Below are 17,008 nucleotides of genomic sequence, written 5' to 3'. Positions count from 1 at the left end.
AACGATCGGTCAGTAAAGAAGGACCGGAGCCCGAGGAGTCGACGATGACCAGTCCCGCAGACCTGTCCCTCGTGGACGGCGAGACCTCCGACGAGGAACGCCTGTTCGACGAGCTGATCGCGAACGAGCAGCGCATCGAGCCGCGCGACTGGATGCCCGAGGCCTATCGCAAGACGCTCATCCGGCAGATCTCCCAGCACGCCCACTCCGAGATCATCGGCATGCAGCCCGAGGGCAACTGGATCACCCGCGCCCCGAGCCTCAAGCGCAAGGCGATCCTCATGGCGAAGGTGCAGGACGAGGCCGGTCACGGCCTCTACCTCTACTCCGCCGCCCAGACCCTCGGCATCACCCGCGACGAGATGATGGACCAGCTCATCTCCGGCAAGGCGAAGTACTCGTCGATCTTCAACTACCCCACCCCGACCTGGGCCGACATGGGCGCGATCGGCTGGCTCGTCGACGGCGCCGCGATCTGCAACCAGGTGCCGCTGTGCCGCGCCTCCTACGGCCCCTACGGGCGCGCGATGGTGCGCATCTGCAAGGAGGAGTCGTTCCACCAGCGCCAGGGGTTCGAGATCCTGCTCTCGCTCATGCGCGGAACCGACGAGCAGCGGCAGATGGCGCAGGACGCGGTGGACCGCTGGTACTGGCCGAGCCTGGCGATGTTCGGGCCGCCCGACGACCAGTCCCCCAACTCCGCCCAGTCGATGGCGTGGAAGATCAAGCGCTTCTCCAACGACGAGCTGCGTCAGCGGTTCGTGAGCATGCTCGTGCCGCAGGCCGAGATCCTCGGCGTCACCCTCCCCGACCCCGACCTGCGGTTCGACGAGGAGACCGGTCGCTACGAGATGGGCGAGATCGACTGGGACGAGTTCTTCCAGGTGCTGCGCGGCAATGGGCCGTGCAACGCCGAGCGGCTGGAGCGCCGGCGCACGGCGCACGACGAGGGCGCGTGGGTGCGGGAGGCCGCCGCGGAGTACGCCCGCAAGCAGCGTTCCCGTCTGCGTCCTGAGCCTGTCGCAGGGGCGGTGGCGTGATGGCGACCCCCGGAGCCGACCCTTCGACGAGCTCAGGGACCCAGGGCCGCGAGGTCTGGCCCCTGTGGGAGATCTTCGTGCGGGCGAACCGCGGGCTGAGCCACGTGCACGTCGGCTCGCTGCACGCCCCCGACGCCGACATGGCCATCCGCAACGCGCGCGACCTCTACACCCGCCGGGGCGAGGGCGTGTCGATCTGGGCGGTCCCCGCCGAGGCGATCACCACGAGCGACCCCGATGCCAAGGGGGCGTACTTCGAGAGCCCCGCCGGCAAGAACTACCGGCACGCGGTGTACTACACCGCGTCCGAGGGGGTGCCGCACCTGTGACCCTTCGACAGGCTCAGGGCCCCAGCTCCGCTCAGGAAACCGGCCGAGCTCAGGGACCCAGCTCCGCTCAGGCACCCGGCGACGTCCACGGGGAGGCGCACGGCGACGTCTCCGTCGACGAGCTGCGGCTCAGCGAGGAGCTCGCCGGCGCGGGCACGACCGCGGCGAGCGCCGACATCGCCGAGTACGCCCTGTGGCTCGGCGACGACGCCCTCATCCTGTCGCAGCAGCTCGGCGCCTGGATCTCCCGGGCCCCCGAGCTCGAGGAGGACGTGGCGCTCGGCAACATCGCCCTCGACCTGCTCGGCCACGCCCGCTCCTTCCTGCACTTCGCGGGCACGTGGGACGGCCGTTCCGAGGACGATCTCGCGTACTTCCGCGACGAGCCGGAGTTCCGCAGCGCCTGGATCATGGAGCAGCCGAACGGCGACTTCGCGCAGACCATCGCGCGCCAGCTCGTCGCCTCGGTCTACCTGGTGGAGCTCTACGCCGCCCTCCGCGCGAGCACCGAGCCCACGTTCGCCGCGATCGCGGAGAAGGCGCTCAAGGAGGTCGACTACCACCGCGACCACGCCGTGCAGTGGGTGCTGCGCCTGGCGGGCGGAACGGAGGAGTCCCGGCGGCGGATGATCCGCGCCCTCGCGGATGTGTGGCCGTACGTCGACGAGCTGTTCCGCGACGAGCCGCTGATCGATCGCCTCGGTGATGCCGCCGTGCGGCCGTCGACCCTCCGCGCTCCGTTCGACGCGGTCATCGACACGGTGTTCGCCGAGGCCGAGCTCGCGGTGCCGGAGGTGCCGGCGTCGTCGGCGGGCGGCCGGAACGGCGCCCACGCGACGCCGCTCGGGCACATCCTCGCCGAGATGCAGGTGCTGGCGCGACGGCACCCGGGGGCGTCATGGTGACCCGGACCACCGGCGACGCGACGGCCGAGGCCTGGCGGATCGCCGCCGCCGTGCCGGACCCGGAGGTGCCGGTGCTCACGATCGAGGACCTCGGGGTGCTGCGGGCGGTCGAGCTCCGCGGCGAGCGCGTGGTCGTCGACATCACGCCGACCTACAGCGGGTGCCCGGCCATGGACACGATCCGCGACGACGTGGTGCTCGCGCTCACGGCCGCGGGCTTCGCGGACGTCGAGGTGCGGCTCGTGCTCTCCCCCGCGTGGACCACCGACTGGATGACCGACGCCGGGAAGCAGAAGCTCCGCGCGTACGGGATCGCGCCTCCCAGCGGCCGCGCGGCCGTACCCGCCGGTCCGATCCGGCTCGCCCTCAGCGTGCGCTGCCCCCGGTGCGGCTCCCTCGACACCCGGGAGGTCTCCCGCTTCGGGTCGACCTCGTGCAAGGCGCTGCACGAGTGCCGGGCCTGCCTGGAACCCTTCGATCACTTCAAGGTGCACTGATGTCGCTGTTCTCCCCGGCTCCGGCGACGACGCCGGCGCCCTCTCCCGCCTCCCCCGCCCGGGCACGGAGCCGTGCCCGGTTCCACACGCTCGAGGTCGAGGACGTCCGCCCGCTCACCGAGGACTCCGTCGAGGTGACCTTCACGGTGCCCGCGGAGCTCGCCGACGACTACGACCACCTCCCCGGGCAGTACGTGGCGCTGCGCACGACGCTGGACGGCGTGGAGGTGCGGCGTTCCTATTCGCTCTGCCGGGCGCCCGAGCATCGCACCGACGGGGCACCCACGCGCCTGAGCGTCGCCGTGAAGCGCGACGAGGGCGGGACGTTCTCCACGTGGGCCCAGACCGGACTGCACCCGGGTTTCCGCATCGACGTCATGAGCCCCCAGGGCACGTTCACCTCCGGTCTCGACGACCTGGACGAGAAGCACGTCGTCGGCATCGCGGCCGGCTCCGGGATCACGCCGCTGATGGCCCTCGCACACACCGTGCTCTCCCGGTCGCAGACCTCGCGGTTCACGCTCCTCTACACGAACCGGTCGACGCTGGACGTCATGTTCCTGGAAGACCTCGCCGACCTCAAGGACCGCTACCCGACGAGGCTCACGCTGCACCACGTGCTGTCCCGCGAGCAGCGGACCGCGCCGGTGCTCTCCGGCCGCATCGACGAGCCCAAGCTGCGGACGATCCTCGACGCGCTGATCGACCCGGCCGACGTGGACGAGTGGTTCCTGTGCGGACCGCTCGCGCTCGTCGACCTGTGCCGGGAGGTGCTGGCCGACGTGGGCGTGCCCCGCGAGCACGTGCGCTTCGAGCTGTTCACGACCGGCGACGAGCCGGTGCGGACCGCCCGACCGGTCACGGTGCGCTCGGGCGAGAAGACCGTGCGGATCGAGGTGAACCTCGACGGCGTCTCGTCCACGGTGGAGAGCCCGGTCGCGGCGCGCGAGTCGGTGCTGAACGCCGCGCTGCGGGTGCGCCCCGACGCCCCGTTCGCGTGCGCGGGCGGCGTCTGCGGCACCTGCCGCGCGCGCGTGCTCGAGGGCAGCGTCACGATGACCGAGAACTACGCCCTGGAGCCCGACGAGCTGGAGCGCGGCTACGTGCTCACCTGCCAGTCCCATCCGACCAGCGACCGCGTGGTCGTGGACTACGACGTCTGAGGAGTCCTGATGATCGATCTCGCCATCGCCGACGACGTCGCCACCGTGGTGCTCGACGCCCCCGCGAAGCTCAACGCCCTGGACGAGACCGCCCTCGCGGAGCTCGACGCCGCGTACCGGGAGGCCGAGGCCGCCGGGGTGCGGGCGCTGCTGCTCCGCGGCGAGGGACGCGCGTTCTGCGCCGGGCGGGACATCTCCGCCGTCGATCCGCGCGACGACGATGTGCTCGGCTACCTCGGCGGACGCGTGACGCCCCTGCTGCAGCGGATGTCCCGCTTCCCGGCGCCGACGTTCGCCGTCGCCCACGGCGCCTGCCTCGGCGTAGGACTCGGGCTGCTCATCGCGACCGACGTCGTGTACGTCGCCGAGTCCGCGAAGATCGGCTCCCCGTTCGCCGCGCTCGGCGCGACCCTCGACTCCGGCGGGCACGCGCTGTTCCTCGACCGGCTCGGCCCGCACAAGACGCTCGACCTCATCTACACCGGCCGGCTCATGAGCGGCACGGAAGCCGTGCGCTCGGGGCTCTTCTCCCAGGTGCTCCCGGACGACGAGGTGCAGGCCGCCGCGACGGCCGCTGCGGGGAAGGCCGCCCACGGCGCCACGGCCGCCTTCCGGACGAGCAAGGAGCTCGTCGCCCGCATCCGCGACGAACGCCTCACCCTGTGGGAGTCCATCGACGTCGAGAACGCGGCGCAGGCCGCCCTGTGCGACACCGAGGACTACCGCGAGGGCTTCGCCGCGTTCCAGGAGAAGCGGAAGCCGGAGTTCCACGGGCGCTGACGCCACGGCCCGGCCGTCGGTGTCAACCGTCTCGCGCGGTGTCCGACCCCGGTGGGAGGATGCCCGCATGCTGCTCTCGGAGCTCGTCACCACCACCGACCAGGTCGCCGCGACCTCGTCCCGCCTGGCCAAGGTCGAGGCGATCGCGGCGCTGCTGCGCCGGGCCGACGCCGACGACATCCCGCCTCTCGTGGGGCTGCTCCTCGCGGCACCCCGCCAGGGTCGCCTCGGCGTGGGGTGGCGGGGGCTGACGGCCCTCGCCATCGAGCACACCACGACGCCGATGCTGACCATCGCGGAGGTCGACCACGCCTTCGACACCCTCGCGCACACCTCGGGCTCCGGTTCGGCGGGTGTACGCAGCGAGCTGCTGCACGACCTCGCCGCCCGAGCCACCGCTCCCGAATGGGACTTCCTGACCAGGGCGATGCTCGGGGAGCTCCGCACCGGAGCGCTGAGCGGCGTGCTCCTCGACGCGATCGCCCGCGCCGCCGAGGCCCCGCCTGCCACGGTGCGACGAGCGGCCATGCTCTCCGGCGACCTCGGCGAGACGGCGCTGCTCGCGCTCACCGGCGCCGAGGGCGCACTCGACGAGGTCGGGCTCCGGGTGGGACGCCCCGTCCTCCCGATGCTCGCGGCCACCGCACCGACGCCCACGGCCGCCCTGGAGATCACCGGCCGCGCCTCGGTGGAGTACAAGCTCGACGGCGCGCGCATGCAGGTGCACCGCCGCGGCGACGAGGTCGGCATCTACACACGAAGCCTCGCGGACGTCACCCACCGCCTGCCCGAGATCGTCGAGGTCGTCCGCGGTCTTCCCGCGCAGGAGGTCATCCTCGACGGCGAGACCCTGGCGCTCGACGAGGACGGCGGTCCCCGGCCGTTCCAGGAGACGATGTCCCGGTTCGGCGCGGACGCGGCGCGCGAGCTCGCCCTGCGCCCCTGGTTCTTCGACGTCCTGCACGTGGACGGCCGCGACCTGCTGGACGAGCCGCTGTCGGTGCGCCAGGAGGTCCTGGCCGAGGTCGCCGGCGAGTGGCGCATGCCCGGCATCGTGACCGACAGCGCGGAAGAGGCCGAGCGCCTGTCCCGCGAAGCCCTGGCGACCGGCCACGAGGGCGTGCTCGTGAAGGCCGTGGATGCGCCGTACGCCGCCGGCCGCCGCGGCAAGTCCTGGGTCAAGGTGAAACCGGTCCTCACGTTCGACCTCGTGGTGCTCGGCGCCGAGTGGGGGTCGGGGCGCCGCCGCGGATGGCTGTCGAACCTGCACCTCGGCGCCCGGGATCCGGACGGCGACTTCGGCGACCCCGGCGGGTTCGTGATGGTGGGCAAGACCTTCAAGGGCCTCACGGATGCGCTGCTGCAGTGGCAGACCGACGAGTTCCCGGCGCACGAGACCCATCGCTCCGCGTCGACGGTGTTCCTCCGGCCGGAGCTCGTGGTCGAGATCGCGATCGACGGCGTGCAGCGGTCCCCGCGCTACCCCGGCGGTCTCGCACTCCGGTTCGCCAGGGTCAAGGGCTACCGTCCGGATAAGACCGCGGCGGAGGCCGACACGATCCAGACGCTCCTGGCGCTGCGGCGGGGTGCGACGGACGACGCCTGATCAGGCCGTGGGCGGGAGGCCTTCGTCCTCCTGACGCACCGTGCCTCGGAACGACCAGGGGAAGTCGATCCAGAGGTCGGTGTCCTTCCACGCGAAGTCCGGCTGGATGATCGTCGAGGGCTTCGTGTAGATCGTGACGGAGCGCACGTCGGCGCCCTTCTCCTGCAGCAGCTGGACGGCGAGCGCCAGCGTGCGACCGGAGTCGGCGACATCGTCCACGAGCAGCACGCGGCGGCCGTCGAGATAGGCCATGTCGAGCTCGGGCGGCAGCACCTCCGGGGCGTCCAGCACGGTGCCGATGCCGGTGTAGAACTCGACGTTGATGGCGCCGCAGTTCTTCACGCCGAGCCCGTACGCGATGGCGCCGGCCGGGAGCAGGCCGCCGCGCGCGATCGCCACCACGACCTCCGGCTCGAAGCCCGTCGCGATGATGTTGCGCGCCAGATCGCGCGTCGCCGCGCCGAAGCCGTCCCAGGTGAGCGTCTCGCGCTCGATCGATGCATCCGTCATCGGTCCATTCTCGCGCATCCGCTCCGTCCGAGCCGCCGCTAGACTGAGCAGGTCCGGCCCTGCCGGTGCCTGAAAAAGAGGCACGAAGCACCTCGCATCGCCGCGAGGGCGAGACACATACGGATCCCCCTTCTCCGTCCCTGTCTCGAAAGGCTTCTCCATGCCCTCCGTCTCCGCGCACGTCGCCCTCACCCTCGCCCAGCACGTCGATGCCGTCTTCGGCGTGATGGGCAACGGCAACGCCTATTTCCTCGACGCCCTCGAGACGCAGACCGACGCCACCTTCACCGCCGTGCGGCACGAGCAGGGCGCGGTCGTCGCGGCCGACGCGCACTTCCGCGCCTCGGGCCGCATCGCCGCGGGCACCTCCACCTACGGCGCCGGCTTCACGAACACCATCACGGCGCTGGCCGAAGCCGTGCAGGCGCACGTGCCGCTCGTCCTCGTGGTGGGCGACGAGCCGACTTCGGGTCCGCGGCCGTGGGACGTGGACCAGATCGCTCTGGCCTCGGCGGTGGGCGCGCGCACCTACACCGTCGGGCGGACGGATGCCGCCGCGACCACCGTCATCGCCGTCGAGCACGCCCTCACCTATCGCGTGCCCGTCGTGCTCGCCATCCCCTACGACGTCGCCGCCCTCGAGGCCGGTGCGGTGCCAGCGGCCCCGGCTCCTCGGCTCCCCGCGCCGCTCGCCCCGCGCGGGGACTTCGCCGAGGGCATGCTGGATGAGATCGCCGCCGCCCTGCGCGACGCCGAGCGTCCGTTCCTCCTCGCCGGGCGCGGGGCCTGGCTGGCCGGCGCGGGCGAGGCTCTCGGCGCCCTCGCCGCGCAGACCGGGGCGCTCACCGCCTCCTCCGCCCTCGGCCGCGGCATCTTCCCTGACGCCCGGTACGACCTCGGGGTCACCGGCGGCTTCGGCGCCGAGGGGGCGATGGAGCTCGTGCGGACGGCCGACGTCGCGGTGGTCTTCGGCGCCAGCCTGAACCAGTTCACGATGCGCTTCGGCGACCTCTTCGCCCCGGGCACCCGGGTGTTCCAGATCGACACCGCTCCGGCCGCCACGCACGCCCACGTCGGCGGCTTCGTGCGCGCCGACGCCCGTCTCGCCGCCGAGGCCCTCGTCGCCCGCCTCTCCTCTCTCTCCTCTGGGCACGACTTCGGAGATGCCGCCGGACTCGCCGGCGCCACCCCCGGCTCCGGCGGCGTGTCGGGCGCGGACTCCGCAGTTGTGCCCGCCCGACCCTGGCGGGAGACGGTCGATGTCGCCGCGGCCCGTGCGTACGAGCCCGGGGACGAGCTCGCACCGGACGGCCGCCTCGACCCGCGTTCCGCCGCGCGCCGGATCGCCGAGCTCCTTCCCGAAGACCGCGTCGTGGTCTCGGACGGCGGGCACTTCATCGGCTGGGCGAACATGTACTGGCCGGTCGCCGCGCCCGACCGGATGATGATGATCGGCACCGCGTTCCAGTCGATCGGACAGGGCTGGCCCAGCGTGGTGGGCGCGGCCCTCGCCCGTCGTGACGCGACCATCGTGCTCACCTCCGGCGACGGCGGCGGGCTCATGGCGATCGCCGACCTCGAATCGGCCGTGCGGGCGGCGGGCGGACGCGGCATGGCCGTGGTCTGGAACGACGCCGCGTACGGCGCCGAGGTCAACCTCTACGGACTGAAGGGCCTGGCCGAGGGTCCGATGCGCATCCCCGAGGTCGACTTCGCCGCGTTCGGGGCCGCGGTCGGCGCCGAGGGCGTCGTGGTGCGGACGCTCGACGACCTGGGTCGCCTCGCCGCGTGGGCCGAGGAGGACCCGGCGACCCGGCGCTTCCTCGTCCTCGACCTCCGGATCTCCGGCGACGTGATCGCGCCATACCAGCAGGAGATCATCCGCGTGAACTCCTGACCCGTGCGGGCCGATAGGCTCCCGGAATGACGGATGCTCCCGAGGTCCTGCGCTACAGCGCCTTCGCCGCGACGCCGGACGGCGGCAACCCCGCGGGTGTCGTGCTCGCCGCGGACAGGCTCGATGAGGCAGACATGCAGCGGATCGCGGGCGAGGTCGGCTACTCGGAGACCGCGTTCGTGCAGGACGCCGCGGCGGACGGCTCCCGCTTCCGGGTGCGCTACTGGTCGCCCGCCGCGGAGGTGCCGTTCTGCGGGCATGCGACGGTCGCGACCGCGGTGGCCCTCGCCGAACGGCAGGGGCCGGGGACGGTCGTGTTCGAGACCGCGGCCGGAGACGTGTCGATGGAGTCCTTCGCGGACGCGGACGGCAGGGTGACAGTGTCGTTCACGAGCGTCGAGCCGGAGGTCCGCGACCTCGACCCCGTCGTGCGGGACCGCCTCCTCGCGCTGCTGGGGATGGCGCCGGCCGACGTGGACCCGCGCTTCCCGGTCCGCGAGGCGTTCGCGGGCAACTGGCACCCGATCGTCTTCGTCGCCGACCGGGAGCTCTTCCATCAGTTCCGCTTCTCCCCCGCCGACGTGGCGGCCCTCATGCGCGCACAGGGCTGGCAGGGCACGGTGACGGTGCTGCACGCCGAGGATCCGGCCGAGATCGAGGCCCGCAACCTCTTCCCCGTGGGCCGCATCACCGAAGACCCCGCGACGGGGTCCGCAGCCGCTTCGGTCGGCGCCTACCTCCGCGCGCAGGGCTATCCGGGCGACACCGTCCGCATCCGTCAGGGCGCCCACGTCGGTCGCCCGAGCGAACTCCGCGTCGCGATCCCGGCCTCCGGCGGCCTCGTCGTCTCCGGCGGGGCCACGCGCCTCCCCTGACCCCCGGACCTCCCTGACCCCCTGACCTCCCTGACCCCCCGGACCTCTCTGATCCCGGACCACCCTGATCCCGGACCGCCTGCACGGCCCGGTTCCGCCCGCACGACCACACCCGACCCCTCGTCGTGCATCCGTCACCCGGCCGTGCATCCGTCGCCCGACTCCGGACCTTCCCCACAGGCACACCCGCACGACCCGGTGCCGCCCGCACGAGCGATACCCACCCTCGGTCGTGCATCCGTCACCCGGCCGTGCATCCGTCGCGGCCGACGAGACATCGACCCCTCGGGCGCGACCAACGGCACACATGGGCATAACGCACAGGAGGACGACACGGTGACGGGTGCACGACCACGACCCACCCCAGGTCGTGCACTCGTCCTCAGCCGTGCATCTCCGCCCCGACAGGGGACCCGCGTCCCGAGCCCGCCTACACCTGCACGACCCCGTTCCATCTGCACGACCACACACTGTCGCCGGTCGTGCATCCGTCACGAGGTCGTGCATCTGTGACCGCACACAACCCCCGAGCCCCCAGAACCGAACCAGACCCGAGACGAACCTGAACCGGACACGACCCCCGTCCCCAGACCCGGCCCGGGGACCGTCGTCACCCCTGGGCGCTGTAGTCCGGGAGCTCCTGCAGGGTCCAGGTGTTGCCGTCCGGGTCGTCGAAGCGCACGAAGCGACCCCAGTCCTGCTCGTCCACGCCCTCGGCCTCCACCCCGAGCCCCCGCAGATGGGCGAGAGCCTCGTCGGCGTCGGGGACGACCACCTGGATGGTGTTCTGCTGCCCCGGTGCCAGGCCGGTGTCCAGCCCCGTGCCGAAGGCGATCGAGCAGGCCGACCCCGGCGGCGTCATCTGCACGAACCGCAGCCCCTCGTACGGCACCTGGTCATGGTCGGCGTGGAAACCGATCTTCACGTAGAAGTCCTTCGCCCGGTCGACATCGCTGACCGGCACGAAGATGAGTTCGATCTTCCAGTCCATCACGCACTCCTCCTGTCGGGCTCCGTCACCCGTCGGCCCTCACAGTACGCGCGGCCTCCGACACCCGCCAGAGGAGTCAGAGCCAGCCCTTGTCGGACGCGATCCGCACCGCCTGCGCCCGGTTCTCGGCGCCGGTCTTGCCGATCGCGGCGGAGAGGTGGTTGCGCACGGTGCCCGCCGACAGGAACACCTCCGCCGCGATGGCCGCCGCGGATCGTCCGTCGGCGGCGAGCCGCAGCACCTGCCGCTCCCGGTCGCTCAGCGGGTTGGCTCCCTCGAACAGGCTCTCCTCGGCGAGTTTCGGATCGAGCACCCGGAGTCCGGCGTGCACGCGGCGCACGGCCGCGGCGAGCTCCTCGGCCGGGGTGTCCTTCACCACGAAACCGCTCGCCCCGGCGTCGAGCGCCGCGCGCAGGTACCCGGGTCGTGCGAACGTGGTCACCACGAGCACGCGCGTGTGCGGACTGACCGCGCGGATCCGCGTCGTCGCCTCGACGCCGTCCACGCCCGGCATCTGGATGTCCATCAGACACACGTCCGGCTGCAGCTCCTCCGCCAGGCGCAGCGCCTCCGCACCGTCCGCCGCCAGACCCTGCACCTCGAGATCCGGCTCCAGGTCGAGCAGGGCCCCGAGCGCCCCGCGCACGAGGGCCTGGTCGTCGGCGATGAGCAGCCGGATCGGAACCGTCGGGGCCGCCGTCACCACGTCACCTCCACCCGCGTGCCCGCCGCCTCGCCGGGCCGCACGGTGAACCCGGCGCCGGCCGCCGCCGCGCGCTCGCGCATCCCCCGGATGCCGTTGCCCTCGCGATGCCCGGTCGCGGACGCGGGCCCGACACCGTCGTCCTCCACGGTGAGCACGCCCGGAGCGATGCGCACGCGGACGGCCGCGGCACCGGAGTGCCGCAGCGTGTTGGTCGTCGCCTCGCGGAGGATCCAGCTCGCCGTGATCGCCTGCACAGGCGAGAGGGCGTCCGGGGTCCCGTCCACGACGAGCGCGATGTCCGCGGCGCGCAGCGAGTCCTCGGTCGACGCGAGCTGCTCGACGAGGGTCGTCGCCCGCGCACCGGCGACAGTCTGCCGCACTCCGGCGATGGCCTCCGCGGTCAGACGTTCGATGTCGGCGAGCTCGGCCTTGGCGCGCTCCGGGTCGGAGTCCATCAACCGCCGCACGAGCTGTGCCTTGAGTCCGACGACCGTCAGCGAGTGGCCGATGAGGTCGTGCACGTCGCGCGCCACGGCCTCCCGCCCCTCGCTGGTCGCCAGCTCCCTGCCCAGCCGCTCCGCCTCTGCCGAGCGCACGATGAGCCAGGTCGAGACCGTGTTCACGACGCCGAGGAGGGCGACGATCGCGAGGACGGACAGGTAGGAGAGGTTGTCGGGGATGAGGAAGACGCAGCCGGCCGCCACCACGAGCGCGGCGATGGTCGTGATCCAGTGCCAAGCACGGGTCAGTCCGTACGAGGCGAACGACATGATGAACGGCAGGAAGCTCAGCGCCGACCCGCCCACGGCCGGGATCGTGGCCAGCGCGCACACGATGAGCGCGGCGAACGTGATCCACTGTCGCCGCGAGGGGGTACGACCGAGGCCGCCTCCGCCGCGCATGCCGTGCATGAACCCCGTCACATAGAGGACGATGAACGCGACCAGCGCCACCCAACCCGTGACGACCCACGCCTGCGGAGCGGCGGAGGCGAGCAGCGCGAGGACCGGATAGATCAGGAACACGAGCCAGACGACCGCCATCAGCCAGCCGAACCGTGCCCAGGGGTCCTTGCCCGTCCCGGATCGGGCGTCCGCCTCCCGGCCCTCCTGCATCGTCATCCGTCCAACCTACTGTCGCGCGGGGCGCTCACCGTCGTGACCGCGAGCGCCGCACGCCCATCGTCACCAGCACCGCGAAGACGACGAGCCAGACCGCGACGTTGAGGAGCAGCATCCACAGCTCATCCGTCTGCCCCGTCGTCAGCACGCCCTCCGTGAGCGGCCACCGGCTCAGGGCGACAAAGCCGTACAACGGGGTGAACCGGGCGATCTCGAGCATGACGCCGTCGAGCGGCATGAACACGTTGCCGAAGAAGGCGAAGAAGGTCATCGAGATGGACGCGAGCGCGGCGGCGGAGTCGGAGCCGAAGAACAGGCCGACCCCGAGCCCGTAGAGGCCGAACATGAGCCCGATGCCGAGGATGAGGGCGGCGGTCACGACCCACCGCCAGGCGCCGTCCGCCTCCGCGCCGGTGAGCAGCCCGGCGACGAACACCGCGACGAGGGCGAGCGCCGCGAACGACACGGCGGTGAGCAGCTTCGTCAGGGCGTAGCCGGTGGTCGTCAGCGGCGTCATCGCGAGCTGCCTTCCCCACCCCTGCTTGGCCTCGGTGGCCGCGAGCGAGGTGAGCGAGCTCATCGCCACCGCGGTGCCGTAGGCCGCCATCGAGACCATCACGTAGAAGGAGACGTTGCCGTTGCCGGCGGAGAGCGTGCCGTACCCCATGCCCGCACCGAAGAGCAGGTACATGGCCACGGGCATGGCCAGGGTGAAGGCGAGCGTGTAGGGGTTGCGCAGCTGGCGCAGCCCCTCGATGCGCAGCATGGTGGGCGAGACGGTCATGGTCATGTCAGTCCTCCGTGAGGGCGGTGAAGGCGGTCTCGAGCGTGGGGGCGGCGATCTCCAGGTCGTGCGCTCCCCCGTCGAGCAGCAGGCGGGCGGCGGTGTCGGAGTCGGTGGCGCGGAGGCTGAGGCGGTTCCCGTCGATGCGCACGCCCGTCACGCCCTCCGCGGCGGTCAGGGCGGCGACCAGCGCGTCCGACACGGCGGGCACGGTGGCCGAGACCGTGCGCTCGCCCAGGCTCGCGCGGAGCAGGGCGGTGGGCGCGTCCGCGACGACGGTGCCCCGATGCATGACCACCGTGCGGCGGGCGAACTGCTCCGCCTCCTCCAGATAGTGCGTGGCGAACACGATCGTGCGCCCGGCGTCCGCGTCGGCGCGCATCACGTCCCAGAAGTGACGCCGCGCGGTGACGTCCATACCGGCGGTCGGCTCGTCGAGCACGAGGATGTCGGGATCGGAGATCATCGCGAGCGCGAACTTCACGCGCTGCTGCTCGCCGCCCGAGCACTTGGACACCCGGCGGCGCGCGAGACCGGCGAGGTCGGCACGGCGCATCACCTCCGGCACGCGCGCGAGGGCTTCCCGCCCGTACAGCGAGGCGATCAGCCGCACGGTCTCGCCGACGGTGAGGTCGCCGAGCAGGCCCCCGGTCTGCAGCACGGCCCCGATGGCCCCGTTCGCGGTGGCCCGCTCCGGAGCCGTCCCGAGCACGCGCACGGTCCCGCTGCTGGGGGCGGTGAGCCCGAGGAGCATGTCGAGCGTGGTGGTCTTGCCCGCGCCGTTGGGGCCGAGCAGGGCGACCACCTCGCCGCGCCGGATGGAGAGATCGACACCGTCGACGGCCGACACGCGGCGCTCGCCGCTGCCGAAGTGCTTGCGCACGTCGATCAGCTCCAGCGCCACGGGTCTGTCATCGACGGCGGGGGACGCGGAGGACGACGCGACGCGCGGTGCCGCCTCCTGCACGGATGTCTCGTTCATGCCTCCAGCCTCGCGCCGGAGCGCGCGGCCGTCCGGAGGGCGGTGTCATCTCCTCGGCATGACACGTGTCATGCCGAGGTTCAGCGCACCGGCAGCAGCGCCCCGTCCAGGAAGCCCGCCAGCTCGTCCACGCCGTCCAGCGGGAGGATCGCGGCGACGTACTGGTCCGGACGCACGACGATCACGACGCCGTCGCGGGACAGCTCCCGCGCCTCGAAGATGTCCGTGCCGCACCACTTGCTCGGTCCCGCGGCGTAGACCTTCTCCCAGTCGGTGAGTCCGAGCGGGCCGGTCTTCGGCTGGAAGAGCTCGGGCGTCGTCGTGACCTCGACCTCCTCGAAGGGCTGCTGATACACGGCCTTCACGTCGAACACGGCGTCGGCGTCGGCGTCCGCCGGGGTGAACCGTGCGAACACGGGCGCCGCCTCCTCCGCCCACGCGGCGAGCGCGTCGCCGGTGCGGTCGCCGAACGCGTAGACCCGCCACCGGCCGTCGGCCTTCGCGTGGTGTCCGAGGTGGACGACGTTGCCGTCCCCGACCCGCACGACCTCCGCCGACTTGAAGCGCTTGCCCAGCGGGTAGCCGACCGCGAGCGCCTGGTGCGCGTCCGTGCCGGTGATCATGGAGGACGTGTACTGGGTCATGAACCCGGACGGGAACTCGGCCGTCGCCAGGTAGTACGTGGCCAGCTCGTTGGGGTCGGAGATCTCCTCCGGCTTGCGCGCCATGAGGCTGGACCACTCGCGGTCGAAGTCGATGAGCTGCTGCGCGACGGGACGACGCTCGGCGCCGTACGTGGCGAGCAGCGACTCGGGCGCACGGCCGCTCAGCACGGACCCGAGCTTCCAGCCGAGGTTGAACCCGTCCTGCATCGACACGTTCATGCCCTGGCCGGCCTTGGCGCTGTGGGTGTGGCAGGCGTCGCCGGTGAGGAAGACACGCGGGCTGCGGTCGACGCCCGGGTCCACGTCGTCGAAGCCGTCGGTCACGCGGTGGCCGACCTCGTAGACGCTGTGCCAGGCCACCTGCTTCACATCGAGCGTGTAGGGGTGGAGGATCGCGTTGGCGCGCCGGATGATCTCCTCGATCGGCGTCTGGCGCACGCGGTGATCGTCGTCCGCCGCGACCTCGCCGAGGTCGATGTACATGCGGCTGAGGTAACCGCCCTCCCGCGGGATGTGCAGGATGTTGCCGGCCTTCGAGTTGATCGCGCACTTGGTGCGCCAGTCCGGGAAGTCGGTGTTGACGAGCACGTCCATGACGCCCCAGGCGTGCGCGGCGCTCGCGCCGACGTGCGTGCGTCCGATCGCCTGACGCACCCCGCTCCGGGCGCCGTCGCAGCCCACCACGTACTTCGCCCGGACGACGCGTTCGTCGGCCTCGCCGACATGGCGGACGCTCACCTCGACCGGGTACTCGCCCTCGTCGTGCACGGTGAGCCCGAGGAACTCCACGCCGTAGTCCGGCACGATCCGTCCGGGACCGTCGGCCGCCGCCTCGGCGAAGTAGTCCAGCACGCGGGCCTGGTTGACGATGAGGTGCGGGAACTCGCAGATGTCGTAGGCGTAGTCGGCGGTGCGGGTGGTCCGCACGATCCGATCGGGGTGCTCGGGGTCGGGGCCCCAGAAGTTCATCCAGCCGATGTTGTAGGCCTCGGCGATGATGCGCTCGGCGAAGCCGAAGGCCTGGAAGGTCTCCACGCTGCGGGGCTGGATGCCGTCGGCCTGTCCGAGGACGAGGCGGCCCTCGCGCTTCTCGATGATGCGGGTCGTGATGTCGGGGTACTGCGACATCTGCGCCGCGAGCAGCATGCCCGCGGGGCCGGAGCCGACGATGAGGACGTCGACCTCGTCGGGCAGGGCGGCGGGGCGGTCGATCCCGGTGCCGGCGGCGTCCTGCACGCGCGGGTCTCCGGACACATAGCCGTGGTGGTGGAACTGCATCGTCGTCGATTCCTTCCGGACGTCTTCGTCGGGTCTTGCGCCCAGGAGCATCGTGTTCTATATTCGAACACAGTGTTCTACTATTGAACACAGCCTAGACCGGTGCCTCGCGCATCGCAAGGAGAGCCATGCCCGAGCGCCCCGTCGCCCCCGCCTCGCAGACGCTGAGCCGCGGCATCCGCATCCTCGAGGTGCTCGCCGACGCCCGCGGTGCGCTGACCATCGACGACATCGCGGGGCGCCTCGATGTGCATCGGTCCATCGCCTACCGCCTGCTCCGCACACTGGAGGACCACGGTCTCGTGATCCGCGACGCGAGCGGCGCCGTGAGCCTCGGCGCCCGCATGGCCGCCCTCGCCGCCGGCGTCGCCCACGACCTCCAGGCCGAGGCCCTGCCGGAGCTCACCGCCATCGCGAACGAGCTCGGCATGACCTGCTTCCTCGCCGTCCTCGACGGGGCCGAGTGCATCACCCTCGCCAGCGTCGAGCCGCGGCACGCCGTCGCCAGCGTCGCCCAGCGCCCCGGCGCGCGGCATTCCGTCACGGTCGGCGCCCCCGGGAAGGCGATCCTCGCGCAGCTCGACGGCGCGGAGGTCGACGTCGACATCTCCCCCGCCCTGCGCGCCGACGTCGACGCCGCCGCCGCGCGCGGCTACGCCACGAGCCACGACGAGGTCATCCCCACGGTCCAGTCGGTCGCCGTCCCGCTCCGCCTGCGCGGTCAGCGGCCCGCCGCGATCGCCGTCGTACACGTCGCGACCGACCTGGACGACGGGGAGATCGCCGCGCGCCTCCGGCGCTCCGCCGATCTCATCCGCGAGGCCCTCGACGGCTGAGCCGGACGCGCGAGAGCGCACGCCCCTCAGGGACGTGCGCTCT

17 protein-coding genes are annotated in these 17,008 nt (G+C 72.2%); 10 read left to right on the top strand and 7 right to left on the bottom strand.

The annotated features are described in order from the left end of the window. Positions 1 to 44 precede the first annotated feature (44 nt). The 7 genes from paaA (at position 45) to DW296_RS09190 (ending at position 6,320) form a co-directional block, all read left to right on the top strand. Positions 45 to 1,040 (top strand): 1,2-phenylacetyl-CoA epoxidase subunit PaaA, encoded by a 996-nt coding sequence (gene paaA, locus DW296_RS09220; RefSeq protein WP_136051982.1) that lies wholly within the window; start codon positions 45 to 47, stop codon positions 1,038 to 1,040. Further along, positions 1,040 to 1,369: a 1,2-phenylacetyl-CoA epoxidase subunit PaaB gene (gene paaB / locus DW296_RS09215; RefSeq protein WP_025103829.1), complete on the top strand. Its 330-nt coding sequence runs from the start codon at positions 1,040 to 1,042 to the stop codon at positions 1,367 to 1,369. Before paaA ends, paaB begins: the two co-directional genes overlap by 1 nt. Continuing rightward, positions 1,366 to 2,274 (top strand): 1,2-phenylacetyl-CoA epoxidase subunit PaaC, encoded by a 909-nt coding sequence (gene paaC / locus DW296_RS09210; RefSeq protein WP_136051981.1) that lies wholly within the window; start codon positions 1,366 to 1,368, stop codon positions 2,272 to 2,274. Before paaB ends, paaC begins: the two co-directional genes overlap by 4 nt. Further along, a complete protein-coding gene (gene paaD, locus DW296_RS09205; protein ID WP_136051980.1) occupies positions 2,268 to 2,771 on the top strand; it encodes a 1,2-phenylacetyl-CoA epoxidase subunit PaaD in 504 nt (167 codons plus the stop codon). The genes paaC and paaD overlap by 7 nt, the downstream gene beginning before the upstream one ends. Next, positions 2,771 to 3,934 carry a 1,2-phenylacetyl-CoA epoxidase subunit PaaE gene (paaE, locus tag DW296_RS09200; RefSeq protein ID WP_136051979.1) on the top strand — a complete coding sequence of 388 codons (1,164 nt, stop codon included), beginning with the start codon at positions 2,771 to 2,773 and terminating at the stop codon, positions 3,932 to 3,934. The genes paaD and paaE overlap by 1 nt, the downstream gene beginning before the upstream one ends. Positions 3,935 to 3,943: 9 nt before the next feature. Further along, entirely contained in the window at positions 3,944 to 4,714 is a 771-nt protein-coding gene (locus DW296_RS09195; RefSeq protein WP_136051978.1) for an enoyl-CoA hydratase/isomerase family protein, read from the top strand. A 67-nt stretch (positions 4,715 to 4,781) separates the two neighbouring features. Further along, positions 4,782 to 6,320, top strand: coding sequence for an ATP-dependent DNA ligase (locus DW296_RS09190; protein WP_136051977.1), 1,539 nt, complete (start codon positions 4,782 to 4,784; stop codon positions 6,318 to 6,320). On the opposite strand, the gene DW296_RS09185 is transcribed toward DW296_RS09190, so the two are convergent. Next, positions 6,321 to 6,830, bottom strand: coding sequence for a phosphoribosyltransferase (locus tag DW296_RS09185; RefSeq protein WP_060923485.1), 510 nt, complete (start codon positions 6,828 to 6,830; stop codon positions 6,321 to 6,323). Positions 6,831 to 6,990: 160 nt separating this feature from the next. On the opposite strand from DW296_RS09185, the gene DW296_RS09180 reads away from it, so the two are divergent. Continuing rightward, entirely contained in the window at positions 6,991 to 8,727 is a 1,737-nt protein-coding gene (locus DW296_RS09180) for a thiamine pyrophosphate-binding protein (RefSeq protein WP_136051976.1), read from the top strand. Positions 8,728 to 8,753: 26 nt separating this feature from the next. Then, on the top strand, positions 8,754 to 9,602 hold the full coding sequence (locus DW296_RS09175) for a PhzF family phenazine biosynthesis protein (RefSeq protein ID WP_136051975.1): 849 nt from the start codon (positions 8,754 to 8,756) through the stop codon (positions 9,600 to 9,602). A gap of 610 nt (positions 9,603 to 10,212) precedes the next feature. Here the strand turns inward: DW296_RS09175 and DW296_RS09165 are convergent. The 6 genes from DW296_RS09165 to DW296_RS09140 form a co-directional block, all read right to left on the bottom strand. Beyond that, positions 10,213 to 10,593: a VOC family protein gene (locus DW296_RS09165; protein WP_071327416.1), complete on the bottom strand. Its 381-nt coding sequence runs from the start codon at positions 10,591 to 10,593 to the stop codon at positions 10,213 to 10,215. A gap of 76 nt (positions 10,594 to 10,669) precedes the next feature. Then, complete coding sequence (locus DW296_RS09160; RefSeq protein ID WP_136051974.1) at positions 10,670 to 11,296, bottom strand: response regulator transcription factor; 627 nt, start codon at positions 11,294 to 11,296, stop codon at positions 10,670 to 10,672. After that, positions 11,293 to 12,420, bottom strand: a complete 1,128-nt coding sequence (locus tag DW296_RS09155) for a sensor histidine kinase (RefSeq protein ID WP_136051973.1) — start codon at positions 12,418 to 12,420, stop codon at positions 11,293 to 11,295. Before DW296_RS09155 ends, DW296_RS09160 begins: the two co-directional genes overlap by 4 nt. A gap of 28 nt (positions 12,421 to 12,448) precedes the next feature. Continuing rightward, complete coding sequence (locus DW296_RS09150) at positions 12,449 to 13,210, bottom strand: ABC transporter permease (RefSeq protein ID WP_240743047.1); 762 nt, start codon at positions 13,208 to 13,210, stop codon at positions 12,449 to 12,451. A gap of 1 nt (position 13,211) precedes the next feature. Next, entirely contained in the window at positions 13,212 to 14,186 is a 975-nt protein-coding gene (locus tag DW296_RS09145) for an ABC transporter ATP-binding protein (protein WP_136051972.1), read from the bottom strand. An 80-nt stretch (positions 14,187 to 14,266) separates the two neighbouring features. Further along, entirely contained in the window at positions 14,267 to 16,129 is a 1,863-nt protein-coding gene (locus DW296_RS09140; protein WP_136051971.1) for an FAD-dependent monooxygenase, read from the bottom strand. A gap of 128 nt (positions 16,130 to 16,257) precedes the next feature. On the opposite strand from DW296_RS09140, the gene DW296_RS09135 reads away from it, so the two are divergent. After that, positions 16,258 to 16,965 carry an IclR family transcriptional regulator gene (locus DW296_RS09135; protein ID WP_136051970.1) on the top strand — a complete coding sequence of 236 codons (708 nt, stop codon included), beginning with the start codon at positions 16,258 to 16,260 and terminating at the stop codon, positions 16,963 to 16,965. Positions 16,966 to 17,008 lie beyond the last annotated feature (43 nt).

The sequence above is a fragment of the Microbacterium sp. K36 genome (assembly GCF_004794355.1).
In the GTDB taxonomy this organism is placed as follows: Bacteria; Actinomycetota; Actinomycetes; order Actinomycetales; family Microbacteriaceae; genus Microbacterium; species Microbacterium paraoxydans_D.
The sequence above is the reverse complement of the archived record's forward strand: the minus strand, read 5'-3'. Positions and strand labels throughout refer to the sequence as shown.